The 13,289-nt window shown below is 71.9% G+C and carries 14 protein-coding genes; 7 read left to right on the top strand and 7 right to left on the bottom strand.

Features of this window, described 5'->3' with window-relative positions:
- Nucleotides 1-23 precede the first annotated feature (23 nt).
- From HNO83_RS11135 to arfA, 4 genes are read left to right on the top strand one after another with little or no spacing between them, the layout of a single operon-like run.
- Entirely contained in the window at nt 24-974 is a 951-nt protein-coding gene (locus tag HNO83_RS11135; protein ID WP_175337590.1) for a carbohydrate ABC transporter permease, read from the top strand.
- Nucleotides 971-1,852: a carbohydrate ABC transporter permease gene (locus HNO83_RS11130; protein ID WP_175337589.1), complete on the top strand. Its 882-nt coding sequence runs from the start codon at nt 971-973 to the stop codon at nt 1,850-1,852. Before HNO83_RS11135 ends, HNO83_RS11130 begins: the two co-directional genes overlap by 4 nt.
- Nucleotides 1,849-3,114, top strand: coding sequence for a family 1 glycosylhydrolase (locus HNO83_RS11125; RefSeq protein WP_175337588.1), 1,266 nt, complete (start codon nt 1,849-1,851; stop codon nt 3,112-3,114). The genes HNO83_RS11130 and HNO83_RS11125 overlap by 4 nt, the downstream gene beginning before the upstream one ends.
- 12 nt (nt 3,115-3,126) lie before the next feature.
- Entirely contained in the window at nt 3,127-4,641 is a 1,515-nt protein-coding gene (gene arfA / locus HNO83_RS11120) for an arabinosylfuranosidase ArfA (protein WP_175337587.1), read from the top strand.
- Nucleotides 4,642-4,746: 105 nt separating this feature from the next.
- Here arfA and HNO83_RS11115 read toward each other — a convergent pair whose 3' ends face one another.
- From HNO83_RS11115 to HNO83_RS11100, 4 genes are all read right to left on the bottom strand, one after another.
- Nucleotides 4,747-5,784, bottom strand: coding sequence for a LacI family DNA-binding transcriptional regulator (locus HNO83_RS11115; RefSeq protein WP_175337586.1), 1,038 nt, complete (start codon nt 5,782-5,784; stop codon nt 4,747-4,749).
- Between the two features lie 119 nt (nt 5,785-5,903).
- Complete coding sequence (locus HNO83_RS11110; RefSeq protein ID WP_249776684.1) at nt 5,904-6,581, bottom strand: IclR family transcriptional regulator; 678 nt, start codon at nt 6,579-6,581, stop codon at nt 5,904-5,906.
- Nucleotides 6,582-6,710: 129 nt separating this feature from the next.
- A complete protein-coding gene (locus HNO83_RS11105) occupies nt 6,711-7,892 on the bottom strand; it encodes an alpha/beta fold hydrolase (protein ID WP_349627147.1) in 1,182 nt (393 codons plus the stop codon).
- Nucleotides 7,893-7,929: 37 nt separating this feature from the next.
- Nucleotides 7,930-8,400: a hypothetical protein gene (locus HNO83_RS11100; RefSeq protein WP_175337584.1), complete on the bottom strand. Its 471-nt coding sequence runs from the start codon at nt 8,398-8,400 to the stop codon at nt 7,930-7,932.
- 216 nt (nt 8,401-8,616) lie between these two features.
- On the opposite strand from HNO83_RS11100, the gene HNO83_RS11095 reads away from it, so the two are divergent.
- On the top strand, nt 8,617-9,657 hold the full coding sequence (locus HNO83_RS11095; protein WP_175337583.1) for a glycoside hydrolase family 6 protein: 1,041 nt from the start codon (nt 8,617-8,619) through the stop codon (nt 9,655-9,657).
- Complete coding sequence (locus HNO83_RS11090; RefSeq protein WP_175337582.1) at nt 9,654-10,115, top strand: hypothetical protein; 462 nt, start codon at nt 9,654-9,656, stop codon at nt 10,113-10,115. The genes HNO83_RS11095 and HNO83_RS11090 overlap by 4 nt, the downstream gene beginning before the upstream one ends.
- Here HNO83_RS11090 and HNO83_RS11085 read toward each other — a convergent pair.
- Nucleotides 10,112-10,870 (bottom strand): metalloregulator ArsR/SmtB family transcription factor, encoded by a 759-nt coding sequence (locus tag HNO83_RS11085; RefSeq protein ID WP_175337581.1) that lies wholly within the window; start codon nt 10,868-10,870, stop codon nt 10,112-10,114. The genes HNO83_RS11090 and HNO83_RS11085 overlap by 4 nt on opposite strands.
- Nucleotides 10,871-10,953: 83 nt before the next feature.
- Between HNO83_RS11085 and HNO83_RS11080 the strand changes: the two genes are divergently transcribed.
- The gene (locus HNO83_RS11080; protein ID WP_175337580.1) at nt 10,954-11,412 is read left to right on the top strand and encodes an SRPBCC family protein; all 459 of its coding nucleotides are present in this window, start codon (nt 10,954-10,956) and stop codon (nt 11,410-11,412) included.
- Between the two features lie 22 nt (nt 11,413-11,434).
- On the opposite strand, the gene HNO83_RS11075 is transcribed toward HNO83_RS11080, so the two are convergent.
- Both HNO83_RS11075 and HNO83_RS11070 read right to left on the bottom strand, forming a co-directional pair.
- A complete protein-coding gene (locus tag HNO83_RS11075; RefSeq protein WP_349627146.1) occupies nt 11,435-12,064 on the bottom strand; it encodes an HAD-IA family hydrolase in 630 nt (209 codons plus the stop codon).
- A gap of 49 nt (nt 12,065-12,113) precedes the next feature.
- On the bottom strand, nt 12,114-13,289 hold the full coding sequence (locus tag HNO83_RS11070) for an NAD(P)/FAD-dependent oxidoreductase (RefSeq protein ID WP_175337579.1): 1,176 nt from the start codon (nt 13,287-13,289) through the stop codon (nt 12,114-12,116).

Here is a 13,289-nt window from a genome sequence, read left to right as displayed (position 1 = left end):
CCACCCGTCTCCCGAAAGCGACTATGAGCACTCTCACTCGTCCCCGCACCTCCCGCAGGCCGTACCGGCCGCCGGCGCCGCTCGGCGGACGGCCGCGCTCCGGCACCCGCCGCGGCCCGCTCGCCCTGCTGTTCATGCTCCCGGCCCTGGTCATCCTGATCGCGTTCGTCGGCTGGCCGATGCTCTCGGCCCTGCGGCTCTCGTTCACGAACGCGAGCGGCTTCGGGCTGGAGGAGTGGGTCGGCCTCGACAACTACATCCAGGTCTTCACCGACCCGCGCGTGTTCGCCACGCTCGGCAACACCGCGCTGTACACCGTGCTCTTCACGCCGACGGCGCTGATCGCGGCACTGCTGCTGGCGCTCCTGCTGACCAACCGGCGGCTGCTCGGCCGCGGCTTCTTCCGCACCGCGCTCTTCCTGCCGTTCATCGTCTCGCTGGCGGTCGCCGCCTTCGCGTGGACGTATCTGCTCGACCCGCAGGTCGGCCTCCTCAACTTCTGGCTGCGCAGCGTCGGCGTGCAGCTCGGGAACGTGCTGCAGGATCCCGCGCTCGCCATGCCGACCGTCGTGCTCGTCGCGATCTGGAAGAACTTCGGCTTCTACATGGTGATCTTCATCGCGGGTCTGCAGGAGATCCCCGAGTCGCTCTACGAGGCGGCCAAGATCGACGGCGCAGGGGCCTGGCGCCGGTTCGTCAGCGTGACGCTGCCGCAGCTGAGCAACACACTCGCGTTCGTCGTCGTGTTCGCGATGATCGCCGCGCTGCAGGCCTTCGACCAGATCTACGTGATGACGGGAGGCGGCCCCTACCGCTCGACCCAGACGGTCGTCATGGAGATCTACCAGGAGGGCTTCAAGAAGCTCGACCTGGGCCTTGCCACCGCGCTCTCGTACGTGCTGCTGGCGGCCACGCTCATCCTCAGCCTCATCCAGTTCCGCTTCTTCGGACGCCGCGAGAAGGACATCGCATGACCACCACCGCCGCCCCGGCCGCGCTCCGGCGGCCCACGGCGCCGCGCGGCCGCCGCTTCGGACGCCGCGCCGAACGCTGGCTGCTGTTCGCCGCCGCGCTCGTCATCACCGCGATCGTGCTGCTGCCGGTCGTCGTCATCGTGCTCACGGCCTTCAAGCCGGCGGCCGAGATCAACGCCTATCCGCCGACACTGCTGCCCGGCACGTGGACGCTGGACAACTTCGCGAAGATCTTCAGCGACCTCCCGTTCGGCCGGCTCTTCCTCAACAGCCTCGTCTTCGCCGGCGGCGTCACCGTGTTCGCCCTGGTGTTCGACTCGCTCGCCGCCTACGCCCTCGCCCGGATCGACTTCCGCGGCAACCGCGTCGTGCTGATTGTGATCGTGGCGAGCCTGATGATCCCGTTCCAGGCGACGCTCATCCCGGTCTACCAGCTGGTCGCTCAGCTCGGCTGGGTGAACACGTTCGCGGGCCTCATCATCCCGCGCGCCGCCGACGCCTTCGGCATCTTCTTCCTCCGCCAGTTCTTCATCTCGCTGCCGCGCGACCTCGACAACGCGGCCAGGATCGACGGCGCCGGCGAGTTCCGCATCTTCCGCAGCATCGTGCTGCCGAACGCGGTGCCCGCCCTGCTCACGCTCGCCATCTTCACCTTCGTCAACAACTGGAACGACCTGCTCTGGCCGCTCGTGTTCACGACGTCGCCGGAGATGGGCACGATCACCTCGGGCCTGACGCTGCTCACTGGACCGAGCGGCATCATCCCCTACGGCACGATGATGGCCGGGTCGCTGATCGCCGTGCTGCCGCTCGCGGTGATGTTCCTGATCATGCAGCGACGCTTCATCGAGAGCGTCGCGACCACGGGGCTGAAGTGACGGCGCCGCGCTGGTTCGAGGACGGCCGCCTGCACCTCGGACTCGGGATCGAGGACACCTTCGTTCCGCAGGAGCGGCCGGGTGAGCGCGCGATCGACGAGTACGAGCTGACCGAGCACTACGAGCGGTACCGCGAGGACTTCGCCCTCGCCGCAGGAGTCGGCGCCGAGGTGCTGCGCTGGGGCGTCCCCTGGTACCGGGTCGCGCCCGCGCCGGGCCGCTGGGACTGGGACTGGACCGACCGCGCCGTCGACGCGCTCCTCGCGGCCGGCCTCCGCCCGATCGTCGACCTGCTGCACTACGGAACGCCGCTGTGGCTGGCCGACCAGTTCGCCTCCCCCGACTACCCGCAGCACGTCGCCGAGTTCGCCGACCGGTTCGGCGAACGCTACGGCGACCGGGTCGTCGACTACACGCCGGTCAACGAGCCGGTCATCCACGCTCTGTTCTCGGGCGAGTACGGATACTGGCCGCCGTACCGGACGGGGGCGGAGGGCTTCGCCGCCATCGCCGCCAACCTGGCCCGCGGCTTCGTGCTCAGCCAGGATGCGCTCTCCGCCCGCATCGGCGACCGCGCCACCTTCGTGCATGTGGATGCTGCCATGAGCTTCATCGGCGACGATGTCGCCCCGGAGCATCGCGAGGAGGCCGAGCGTCTGCGCCACCAGGTGCACCTGGTCGAAGACCTCGTCACCGGCCGCGTCGACGACGCCCACCCCCTCCGCGACCGGCTCGCGCCCGCCGTGACCGACGCTGAGCTCGACTGGTTCCGCGCGCACGCCGTGCGTCCGGACGTGATGGGCGTCAACTACTACCCGCGCCACTCCACCGAGCTGTTCGAGGCCGGCGTCCGTCACGGCGGCGGCTTCGCCGACCCGCGGCCGAGCGTCGACCGCGGCGCCGAGGGCCTGCGCGAGGCGCTCGAGCGCTTCGCCGCACGGTACGGCGCGCCCGTCATGGTCACCGAGACGTGCGTCACCGGCACGGTCGAGGAGCGCATCCACTGGCTGGACGAGTCCCTCGCCCTCGTCGACGCCATGCGAGCCGAGGGCGCACCCGTCGTCGGCTACGTCTGGTGGCCGCTGTTCGACATGTACGAGTGGACGTGGCGGCACAGCGACCGCCCCCGCGCCGACCACCTGCTCACGATGGGGCTGCACGATCTCGTCGAATCGCCCGACGGGCTGCTGCGCGTGCCCAACCCCGTCGCCGAGCGCTACCGACTCCACGCCGACCGCCTCGCCCGGATCACCACCCTCTGACGAAAGAAGTCCATGCATCACGCCCGCCTCACCCTCCAGCCCTCCGCCGCCATCGGCGCCGTCGACCCCCGCCTCTACGGCTCGTTCATCGAGCACCTCGGCCGCGCGGTGTACGACGGGATCTACGAGCCCGGCCACCCCGCGGCCGACGCGGACGGTTTCCGCACCGACGTGATCGAGCTGGTCAAGGAGCTCGGCGTCACCACCGTGCGCTACCCCGGCGGCAATTTCGTCTCCGGCTTCCGCTGGGAGGACTCGGTCGGACCGCGCGAGCAGCGCCCGACGCGCCTCGACCTCGCCTGGCACTCGACCGAGACCAACGAGGTGGGGCTGCACGAGTTCCAGACCTGGCTCGACAAGGTCGGCAGCGAGCTCATGCTGGCGGTGAACCTCGGGACGCGCGGCGTCTCGGAGGCCCTCGACCTGCTCGAGTACACCAACCACCGCGGCGGCTCCGCGTTCTCCGACCAGCGCATCGCCAACGGCCGCACCGAGCCGTTCGATGTGCGGATGTGGTGCCTCGGCAACGAGATGGACGGCCCCTGGCAGCTCGGCCACAGCTCGGCGGAGGAGTACGGCCGACTCGCGGCGAAGACCGCGCAGGCCATGAAGATGTACGACCCCGACCTGCAGCTGGTGGTCTGCGGCTCCTCCAGCTCGTCCATGCCGACCTTCGGGGAGTGGGAGCGGGTGACGCTCAGCCACACCTACGACGACGTCGAGTACATCTCGTGCCACGCCTACTACGAGAACAAGGGCGACCTCGGCAGCTTCCTGGCCTCGGGCGTCGATATGGACTACTTCATCCGCAGCGTCGTCGCCACCGCCGACAGCGTGAAGGCCGTGCGCGGCAGCTCGAAGACGATCAACATCTCGTTCGACGAGTGGAACATCTGGTACAACACCCGGTTCGAGACGGTGGACCGCATCACCGGAACCGACAACTGGCCCGTCGCCCCGCGCCTCCTGGAGGACACGTACACCGTCTCGGACGCGGTCGTCTTCGGCAGCCTCCTCATCACCCTGCTGAAGCACGCGGACCGGGTCACCAGCGCTTCCCTCGCCCAGCTGGTGAACGTGATCGCCCCGATCATGACCGAGCCCGGCGGACCGGCGTGGAAGCAGACCACGTTCTTCCCGTTCGCCGCCACCTCGGCGCACGGCCGCGGCACGGCCCTCGCCGTCGACGTCACCTCCGGCAGCTACGACACCGAGCGCTTCGGCGCGGTGCCGCTGGTGGACGCGGTCGCCGCGCACGACGAGGAGGCCGGACGCTACGCCCTCTACGCGGTGAACCGCTCGATCGACGAGCCGACCGAGCTCGTGGTCGACCTGGCGGCGCTCGGCGCGGACGCGGCGTCGCTGACCGTGAGCGCATCCACCCTGAGCGACCCCGACCCGGACGCGGCCAACACCCGCGAGAACCCGGACCGGGTGGCTCCGCGCGAGCTGGCGGTGCGCCGCGAGGGCTCGCTGCTGCACGTCGAGCTGCCCGCGATCTCCTGGACGGAGATCCTGCTGGGCTGACCGGCCGCTCTGCCCGAGCATCGATGGGACGCAACACGCCGCTATCCGCACCTGGATGGCGGCGTGTTGCGTCCCATAGATCGTGGAGCGAGAGGGAGGGTGTGCTCAGCCCTCGGGCTGCAGCGCGGGGAGGCGCGCGGGCGTCGACTCCCGCTCGATGACGCGGAACGGCACCGCGATCTCCTCCGGCTCGAACGGCCCGGGGTCGGCGATGCGGCGCAGCAGCAGCTGGACGGCGCGGCGGGCGATCTCGTCGCGTCCGGGGTCGATGGTCGAGAGCGTCGGCATCGAGTAGTGCGTCTCGTCGATGTCGTCGAACCCGACGAGGGCGACGTCGTCCGGGACGCGGTGGCCGGCCTCCTGCAGCACGCGAAGCGCACCGAGAGCCAGCGTGTCGTTGAAGGCGACGACGCCGTCGAATGGCAGGCCGGTCTCCAGGAATGCGCGCATGGCCCGAGCGCCGTCGGCGCGGTGCCAGGTGCCCGCAGGGACGACGAAGCGCTCGTCGTAATCCGCGCCCGCGGCCTCCAGCGCCTCGCGGTAGCCGGCGAGGCGGAGGCCGGCGGAGCCGATCGCCTCACCCGGGTGCGCGCCGAGCGCGACGACGCGGCGGCGGCCGCCGTCGAGCAGCAGCTCCGTCGCAGCGCGGGAGCCCTCGACGTTCTGCATGGTCACGTGGTCCTTCGGACCGTTGAAGATGCGCTCCCCGAGCAGCACCATCGGTGTGGTGACCTCGGCGATGGCCTGGCGGTCGGCCTCATCCAGACCGAGCACGCTGTACAAGATGCCGTCGACCATGCGCCCGCTGCGGTTGCGCAGCACCGACAGCTCGCTCTCACGGTCGTTGCCGAACTGCTCGATCAGCACGGAGAGGCCGTGCTCGCTCGCGGCCCGCATGACGGAGTCGGCGAGCTCGGCGAAGTAGGCGTTGCGCAGCTCGGGGATGATCAGGCTGATGACGTTGGTGCGGCCGGACCGGAGGCTGCGCGCGGAGAGGTTGGGCGTGTAGTCCAACTCCGCGATCGCGGCGAGGACGCGCTGCCGGGTGCTGTCGCGGACGTACGGGTAGTCGTTGATGACGTTGGACACCGTCTTGATCGACACGCCGGCGAGCCGGCTCACGTCATGAAGTGTCGCCGCCATGCGACCTCCCTTCCCCTCGCCTCATGTTACAACGTTGGAACCCTCCGACGAGTCCGCGAAGACTGCACGCGACACGCCGTGTGGGCGTGCAGTCTTCGTGCACTCGACGGTGGGCGGTTTCAGCGGAGGTCGGATTCGATGGCGGCGGCGGCGGCGGTCAGGCGGGCGGCGATGGTGGGGGCGTCCAGCGCGGTCGAGACGTAGACGACGGCGAGTGCGGCGGGCGGCCGGCCGGGCGCGCGCAGGGGGACGGCGATGGATGCCAGGCCCGCGATCACCTCGTCGTGGCTGGTGGCGTAGCCCCGCGTGCGCGCCGACTCCGCTTCCTCCCGCGGGTGCTCCCCCGGCAGCGCCCGCCACTGCTCCTCGGTCAGCACCGACTGGATGGCGATCCCGGGCGCACCGGACGCCAGCGGGTGCCGCGTCCCCGGCCGCTGGGCGACGTGCGCGTGCGCATGCGACGGCTCCACCGTCACGAGGGTGACGACGTCGTGGCGGTCGAGCACCGCGACGAACGCCGTCATCGTCAGCTCGTTGGCGACGGCGGTGAGCTGCGGCAGCGCGGCCGACTGCAGGTCGCGCGACACCGCCCGGGCCAGCGTCGCCATCCGAGGGCCGAGCTCCACCGCGCCGGCCGCGTCCCGCACCACCAGGCCGTGGTCCTCGAGCGTGCGAAGGATGCGGTACGCGATCGAGCGGTGCAGCCCGAGCCGGGAGGCGATCACCGGGATGGTCAGCGGCTCGCCCGCATCGGCCAGCAGCTCCAGCATCCGGATGCCGCGGGACAGCGTCTGCAGGGGCGGAGCGGACCCGCCACCCTCCTCGTTCGATGCCACGCGTTCGATTATAGAAACCCCCAAGCCATCAGCTCCTGAGTTCTTCGAGCAGATCGCGGCGATTCGCTCGAAGAACTCAGGAGGCGATGGCTAGGCGTGGGCGGAGAAGAAGGACAGGACGTCCGGAAGCGCCTTGCTCGCGATCGAGCCGTGGGTCGCACCGGGGACCCGCAGGTACGTCACGTCGGTCCCGAGACGCTGCTCCCCCTCGACGAAGGCGGTCGTCGACTCGGGCCGGACCAGCTTGTCGCTCATCCCCTGCGCGACCAGCAGCGGCATCGGCAGGGCCGTCCCGCCCGGCGTGTTGGCGGCGAGCAGGCCCGCCCACGGTTCAGTGGTCTCCGGGTCGGCCGAGAGGAAGCCGCCGACCAGCGGCTTCGCCACGTCGTGCAGCGCACTGTTCTGGGTCAGCAGGCAGAACCCGTTCATCGCCGGGAGCGCCGCTGCCGCCGCGGGAGTCAGGATGGTGTCCACCGGCACCTCGTACACGCTCGAGTACGCGTCGAACGCGTAGGCTGCGATGCTCACCCCGGAGACATCCTCGATGTCGGCGCGCAACAGCGGCGCCAGATCGGTCGCGGGTGCGGCGACGGCGACCGCGCGCACGTCGAGCTCCGGCGCGTACTGCCGCCATAGCTGCGCGGCGAACAGCGCGGCCTGGCCGCCCTGCGAGTGCCCCCAGAGCAGAACACGGTCGCTCACGGCCGACCCGAGGAACTCGCGAGCCGCCCGGGCGGCGTCGAGCACGTTCCGCCCCTCCGTCTCGCCGACGAGGTAGGAGTCCGGACCGGGGACGCCCATCCCGGCGTAGTCGCTGGCGACGACGGCGTAGCCCTGCTTCAGCAGCTCGGTGAGCCCCTCCATCCACACGTAGGGGTCGACGGAGCGCGAGGGCGCGCACTTCTCGGCGCTGCCGGTCGTCGGGTGCCCCCAGGAGACGATGGCGCGGCCGCCGTCCGGGGCTTTGCCGTCGGGCACCACCAGCATCCCGCTGTTGAGCACGGGGACGCCGCGGAGGTCGGTGGACCGGTACAGGATGCGCCACGCCGTCGACCCGCCGGGCTGCCCGGGCACCAGCTCAGAGCGGACCACGGTTCCCGGAGCGCCCTTCGCCTGCGGCGGGTCGTCGTAGAAGCGGCCGGTGTAGGGACGGGCGAACAGGTCCTCCTCGCCGCGCACCACCTGCGAGCATCCGGAGAGCAGCACGGTCGCGAGCAGCACGGCCAGCGCGCCGGAGAGACCGGCGCGGATCCGGCCGGGCCGCGTGCGCACACCCCATGGTGGCACGGCGCCCGCGCCGGTCACAGGGTCAGGCCGGGACGACGTCGCGCGTGTTGACGACATCCACCCGCGCGTCGATGAACGAGTGGACGCTCTCGTGGATGTGGTACTGCGTGTGCGACAGGCGCACCTCGCGCGCGTGCAGCAGGGTGCGGGCCGCGGCCCGTCGCGCGCGGAGGCGGCCGAGCGCGACGGCGGCGCCGAGCAGCACGCCGAGCACGAGGACCGTCCCGACGCCGTCGGCGACGGCCGCCCAGGCGGGTCCGAGCAGGGCGAGGGCCGCAACCCAGGCGCCGCCGATCGCCACGAGAGCCAGGCCCGCCGTCCAGAGCGCCGCGCGCGCGAGTCGCAGCGGGGAGACGGCGAGCAGCGCTCGAGCCTCCGCGGCCTCGCGCTCCTGCTGGCGGCGGCGCTCCTTCGCCCAATGGAGGTCCCGCTCGTGGCGTCGGGCGAGCAGTTGGGCCCGGTCGTGGGCGTGATTGTAGGAGGTGGTGTGCACGATACGTCCTTCGCGGTTCGGGTCTCCCGCGGTCCGATGTCGGGTCGGTTTCCGCGGGGCTCAGGCAGTAACTCGGGTGTGACATCGGCGAGCATAGCCAGAAAGACAGGTCTGTGGGCCATTTGGAGGACATGAAGCTGTACCCCAATCCGGGCGACACGGGCGCGTAACACGACGCTGTTAGGGTGTCCCTTCCGGCACTCCGGGAGGGAACGGATGCGTAGACCCGTCGTCTTGGCGCTCATCGCGGTCGTCGCCGTGCTCGCCGTGGTCGCCATCGGGCTCGGGCTCGCCCGCCAGGCGAGCCTGAACGCGCAGCCCGCGGCGTCGTCGCCGACGCCCACGGCCACGCCGGTCCCGTCCGCCGCGCCGCTGCCGCCGGCCTTCGCCTCCCCCCGGCTTTACCTCGACCCGAACACCGAGGCCGCCGCCGCGCAGAAGCGGCTGCAGCAGCAGGGCGACACCGCCGCCGCCTCCCTCGCCGCGCGGATCGCCGGCGTGCCGACGGCGGTCTGGCTGGGCGAGTGGTTCCAGGGCGACCGGCTCGTGACCGAGCTCCGCAACGACATCGCCGACGCCCGCGCGCAGGGCGCGACGCCCGTGTTCGTGTCGTACGGCATCCCGAACCGGGACTGCGGCGGCTACTCGAAGGGGGGCCTGAGCGCCGACCAGTACCTGCCGTGGATGCGCACCATCGCGTCCACACTGAAGGGCAGCGGCGCCGTCGTGCTGCTGGAGCCGGACTCGCTCGCGATGCTGTCGTCGTCCAAGTGCGCCGGCTCGGCTGAGGTGCGGCTGCCGCTGCTACGGTCCTCCGTCGACTTGCTCGAGTCCGCCGGGATCGCCACCTACCTCGACGGCGGGAACGCGCGCTGGCTCTCGGCCACCGACCAGGCCGCCTGGCTGGAGCGCGCCGACGTGCAGCGCGCCCACGGGTTCTTCACCAACGTCTCCAACTTCGACACCACGCAGCGCGAGCGCGACTACGCCGGGAAGCTCTCCTCGAAGATCGGCTGGAAGCACTACGTCATCGACGTCTCGCGCAACGGCAACGGCTGGACGGGCACCTGGTGCAACCCGCCCGGCGCCGCTCTCGGCGAGACCCCGCGCGTGACGGAGGGCGACGGCGGAAAGCTCGATGCCCTCCTCTGGGTGAAGCATCCCGGGGTCAGCGACGGCAGCTGCAACGGGGGACCTGCGGCGGGCGTCTGGTGGCAGCAGGGCGCCGAGGCGCTGGCCACGAAGGCGAAGGGATGACGGCGGACGGCTGCGCGCAGCTCGCCGACACCTGCGCGCGGGTCGCCGCGCGCACCGACTCCCCGGGGGCGTTCCTCCGGGAGCTCGGACGCGAGGCCGCCGGCGTGCGGCGCGGTCCGCTGTGGCCGGTGGACGCCGGTCGCGGCGGGAGCAACCGCATCCGGGGCCGCGGCTTCCGCCGCCACGTCGACGACGGCACGGAGGGCCAGGCCAGGCATTTCGCCGGGATCGTCTCCGTCGCGGTGCGCATCGGCCCGCGACTCGCGCGCTGGCTGTCCATCCACGTCGGCCGGGATGCGCCCGACAGCGCGGACGGACGGCTCACCGACGAGGCGCTCGACTTCGTGCGGCTGATCCGCTCGGGCGAGCTCGCACCCGCCGACGCGGAGGCCTGGGTGCGGTCGACGATCTGCGGCGGCGGCACGGCGACGCCACCGACGCTGCGCGGTAGGGACTAGCCGACCAGCTCCCCCAGGCGATCGAGCTGCTGGCTCCAGCCGGGCTCGAGTCCCGCGAGCATCGGCGCCATGTCGGCGTCGGCCCCCTCCGCGGTGATGCGCAGGCGCAGCGACGTGCCGTCGCCCACGGGCTCGATGGCGACATCCACGACCACCTCGAAGTAGGGTCTGCCGCTCGCGTCGACCGGCGACAGGTCGAAGACGATACGTCGCCCCGGCTCGACGTAGCGCACGACCCCGGCCGACGCGTACTCCGCACCGTCGCCCTCCCGCAGCACCAGCTCGACCAGCGCGCCGGGGTGCGGCGCGATCGAGCAGCGGACGACCTCGAAGTGCCGGGGAGCCCACCAGCGCACCGCCTCTCGCTCGTCGGTCCACGCCCGCCACACGGCTTCCTGCGGCGCGGCGAGGGCGCGTTCCAGCTGGATGCCTGCCATAGACCCGGCGGAGCGGACGGCGGCCGCGTACTGGCGAAGCGCGACGTCGTCGGGAGTGGCGGCGGCGAGGCCGCCCAGCCAGCCGGAGAGCTCGCCCAGCGCCTCCCGGTCGAGCCGGGCGAGGCGACGGCGGCCCAGGCGCTCGATGCTGACGACCCCGACGGTCTCGAGCAGTTGCAGATGCTTCGTGGTCTGCGGTTGCAGTGCGCCGATCGCGGCGGCTACCTCACCGACCGTCCGCGGTCCGGCGGCGAGCAGACTCAGGATGCGGAACCGCGTCGGCTCCCCGATCGCGGCCAGCGCCTGCTGAACATCCATCGCGACTCCCTCTTGACACATTCGTCACCACGAATATAACGTCTCGCTCGTACTGGACGCAAACCGAACGAAAGGACACAACCATGAAGACCATCGAGCGCACCATCCCCGCCCCGCCCGAGACCGTGTGGGAGCTCTGGACCACCGCCGACGGCATCTCACGCTGGTGGGCCCCGGACGGCTTCCGCACCGATGTCGCCAGCATCGACCTGCGCCCGGACGGCGAGCTCGTCTACACCATGACCGCCGAAGACCCGGCCCAGGTCGCCTTCCTGGAGCAGAACGGCCTGCCGCTGAGCACCCAGGCCAGGAAAGTCTTCACCGAGCTCCGGCGGCCTGCGCGGATCGCCTATCGGTCGGTCATCGACTTCGTGCCGGACCACGAGCCGTACGAGCAGCTCACGGTCGTCGACCTGGAACCGGCCGGCGACGGCACCCGCGTGGTGATGCAGGTGGAGGAGCTGCACGACGACGTCTGGACCGAGCGGCTCCTCACCGGCCGCGCCAACGAGCTCGACAATCTCGCACGACTGGTTTCCTGACGGCCGGGCGAGCCGCGTCGGATCAGCGCAGCAGCGCCCGGAATCCGGTGTAGTCCGCGAGCCGCGCCAGCCCGTCGGTCGTCGGCGACGCGTGACCGCCCACGACGACGGCCCGGGCGCCGGAGGCGACGGCGGCGGCGAGTCCGGCCTCCGCGTCCTCGAACACGACGCACTCCCCGATCGGGACGCCGAGCAGCTCGGCCGCGCGGCGGTACCCTTCGGGGTCGGGCTTGCCGCGGGTGACGTCCTCCGCCGCCACCAGAACCTCGGGCACCGGGACGCCGGCCGCGCGCAGCCGCGCGACCGCGAGTTCGCGGGACGCACTCGTCACGACGGCCACGGGCGCCCCGTCGGCGATGAGCCCCTCCAGCAGCCCGACGGCCCCGGGGATCTGCACGATGCCGTCGGTCCTCGTCACCTCCTCGGCGAGCAGGGCGGCGGCGAGCTCCCCGCGCTCGGCCTCGCCCAGCTCGGGGAGGAAATGCGCGATCGTGTCGACGGCCTGCCGTCCGTGCGCGTGGGCCAGCAGCGTCGCCGGGTCGATGCCGTGCCGCTCGCCGAACGACGTCCACACGGCCTCCACGACTGGGGTGGAGTCGACGAGCGTGCCGTCCATGTCGAACAGGAAACCGGCCGCCTCGATACTCTCCACGCTCCGAGCTTAGGAGACGGGAGGGGACGAGACGGCCGGCTCGGCGTGCCTACTGCTCGGCGACCGGCGCCCACGCCCCCGTCGGCACGGCCTCGGCCGCGGCCTCGGTCTCGAAGCGCTCGAGGCGGAAGGCCTCCAGCACCGGCGACGGGGAGCCGGTGACGATCTCCTCGGCCGCCAGCTCACCGAGCGCGAGCCCGAGCGTCGCACCCGAGTGGGTGAACAGGGCGTAGAGGCCCTCGATCGACGGCACGGGACCGGCGACCGGGTCGCCGTCGCCCGGGATGGGCTTCAGGCCGGCGCCGATGCAGTCGGCCTCCAGCCGCGGGTTGCCCGCGAGCACCTTCGAGGCCTCGTCGAGCAGACCCTGCACCGACGCCTCGGGCACGGTGATGGTGCCGTCGTCGGCGATCTGCACCGACTGCTCCGCCCAGTCGGCGTCGAGCACGAGCCGCCCGTCCGGCGTCGGCCGCACCGCGACCCGCGGGGTGTTGAGCACGGTCCTGTGCTCGACGTCCACCGGCTTGGTGAACACGACGAAGGCGGCGGGCGTCGCGTCGGGGACGGTGACACCGAGTCGCGCCAGCTGCGCGGGAACCGACGGACCGGTCGCCAGCACGACGGCGTCGGCCGCCAGGCGGGTGCCGTCGCCCAGCACGACGCCGACGGCCACGCCGCTCTGCACATCCACTGTCGCCTCGCCGGCGTGCTCGACGACCTTCGCGCCGGCGGCGGTCGCCTCCGCGATCAGGTCGGTGATGAGGTCCGGGAGGCTGACCCAGCCCTCCCCCGCGTTGAAGATGGCGCCCTCCTCGGCCACGGCGGAGGCGTCGACGTCCGGGGCGATCCGGGCGACGTCGGCACGGTCGACCCAGACGCTGTCGTAGCCTTTGGCGCGCTCGAACTCGAACGTGCGACGGAAGCTCTCGCCCTCGGCGGCCCACTTCAGCGCGCCGTCGAAGCGCAGGTAGTCGCGGCTGCCCGGGTGCTGCTCGCGCCAGGTGCGGTAGCGGTCCAGCGCCACCAGGCGCAGGTAGTGGTAGGCCGCGCTGCGATCGCCGGACGAGTTCAGCCACGCGATGGAGCGGCCGGAGGCGCCGTCCGCGAGGGCGCCCGCGGTCACCAGGGTGACCTCCACGCCCTGCCGGGCGAGCTGCGCCGTGGTGGAGGCGCCGAGGATGCCGCCGCCGAGGACGACGACATGGGTGGGTCGGGAGTGGGACAT

It is taken from the genome of Leifsonia sp. C5G2, from assembly GCF_013359685.1.
GTDB lineage: Bacteria > Actinomycetota > Actinomycetes > Actinomycetales > Microbacteriaceae > Leifsonia.
This window is presented reverse-complemented; position numbering and strand designations above follow the sequence as displayed.

Excerpts from the sequence above, each read along its gene's own strand:
- HNO83_RS11130 (WP_175337589.1), top strand. The coding sequence starts at position 971 with ATGACCACCACCGCCGCCCCGGCCGCGCTCCGGCGGCCCACGGCGCCG.
- HNO83_RS11090 (WP_175337582.1), top strand. The coding sequence starts at position 9,654 with ATGACGGCGGACGGCTGCGCGCAGCTCGCCGACACCTGCGCGCGGGTC.
- HNO83_RS11085 (WP_175337581.1), bottom strand. The coding sequence starts at position 10,870 with ATGGATGTTCAGCAGGCGCTGGCCGCGATCGGGGAGCCGACGCGGTTC.
- HNO83_RS11070 (WP_175337579.1), bottom strand. The coding sequence starts at position 13,289 with ATGTCCCACTCCCGACCCACCCATGTCGTCGTCCTCGGCGGCGGCATC.
- HNO83_RS11080 (WP_175337580.1), top strand. The coding sequence starts at position 10,954 with ATGAAGACCATCGAGCGCACCATCCCCGCCCCGCCCGAGACCGTGTGG.
- HNO83_RS11115 (WP_175337586.1), bottom strand. The coding sequence starts at position 5,784 with ATGGCGGCGACACTTCATGACGTGAGCCGGCTCGCCGGCGTGTCGATC.
- HNO83_RS11135 (WP_175337590.1), top strand. The coding sequence starts at position 24 with ATGAGCACTCTCACTCGTCCCCGCACCTCCCGCAGGCCGTACCGGCCG.
- HNO83_RS11095 (WP_175337583.1), top strand. The coding sequence starts at position 8,617 with ATGCGTAGACCCGTCGTCTTGGCGCTCATCGCGGTCGTCGCCGTGCTC.
- arfA (WP_175337587.1), top strand. The coding sequence starts at position 3,127 with ATGCATCACGCCCGCCTCACCCTCCAGCCCTCCGCCGCCATCGGCGCC.